General features: G+C 36.5%; 2 protein-coding genes. Both read right to left on the bottom strand.

Translation table 11 applies throughout. From position 1 onward, the window contains the following. Nucleotides 1-125 (bottom strand): TrwH protein (locus ACFILU_RS09405; RefSeq protein ID WP_375675711.1); only part of this gene is annotated, 125 nt, incomplete at its 3' end. Between the two features lie 239 nt (nucleotides 126-364). Further along, a complete protein-coding gene (locus tag ACFILU_RS09400) occupies nucleotides 365-1,210 on the bottom strand; it encodes a type IV secretion system protein (protein ID WP_375661123.1) in 846 nt (281 codons plus the stop codon). Nucleotides 1,211-1,244: the final 34 nt, after the last annotated feature.

Genomic DNA, 1,244 nt, shown 5'->3' with positions numbered 1-1,244 from the left:
ATTTCGGCAGGGATTGTTTTATTAATAGGCACCCGGTTCCTATCATTTGGCTGTTTTAGCTTTGGTGCTAATACACAAGCCGATAAAAGGTTTGCAATCAAAATTACAAGAATGATCGACTTCATTTTAATATGACTCTTTTTTATTGTTATATACATCCTGATATTTGTTGTCATTATTATTATTTTGAACATAAAGTAAAGTACGTTGTGTGTAATTATTTTACTTTTTTATTCCATTTTAATTTATAAAAACAGCTCAATTTCAGTGCGAATATTTTTTACTTTAGGATTGGATATTCTTGTTATTTTGTCATATGGGCATTAAGGGCGTCTGTTACGGGAACCATTGCTTTCTATCTCATCTAGTTTCTATGTCTCCATAGATGTCCGAATGTAATGCCTTTTGCGAGAGAATTGGCAATGCTTGATAGTTTGAGTAACAGCATGATGGATATAATGGACAAGATGAGAGCTCCCCCAAACATGAAGCTTATATTCTGGTTGTAATCGAGTTTCATGTCGCTCAAATAGTTTGCAAAGATATTCATCATCAGATTAAATACAGTGGCTAAGAGTAAAAAGAGGATTATATAATTCACGACTTGGATTATCCATTGCTCGAAAAGACGATGAGTTGGTTGCCAGAGCAAAGCAACGATGAAGAGAGGTCCCCATCCGACGAGAAGTGTAATAGCGAGTTTTGTCAGTAGCACGAGACCACCGCCGATTGCTACTACGAAGCTTGTTGCCAGCAAGATGATGATGCCTAAGAGACTGTAAAGCAGCCCATTGGCTTCGAAGAAGACGGTTTCTTGGAAAAGACGGCCTGCATATTGGAATCCTTTGGTTGCTGCTGTATCAAGTAAATTCATTAATTGTGTATCATTGAGTGGATTTGTTATGAGTGCTTTTGATAACTCATAGGGCATTTGTGTTATTAAATCCGCAATTTCACTCTGATAAAGTCCTGTGGTAAGGGCTATTGAAGTAATAATACTTATTCGTAGGAAACGATTTACAAATCCGGAGAGAGGCATATCTATAGCGCCCCGGATGATGAGCCAACCATAGATGATGAAAGCGATTGTGAGACTGATTGATACAAAGGGTGTAATTGTAGCTATTGTTTTTGAGGAAATGTCCGTGACATACGTTTTTGTTATCTGATCAACTTTATTGAAAAGTTGCGCGAAAACTGTAAATTTCATGAAATTCCTCTTTAACGAATTTTCAACTTTTTAT

It is taken from the genome of Bartonella sp. CL100XZDX (assembly GCF_042195375.1).
In the GTDB taxonomy this organism is placed as follows: Bacteria; Pseudomonadota; Alphaproteobacteria; order Rhizobiales; family Rhizobiaceae; genus Bartonella.
The sequence above is the reverse complement of the archived record's forward strand: the minus strand, read 5'-3'. Positions and strand labels throughout refer to the sequence as shown.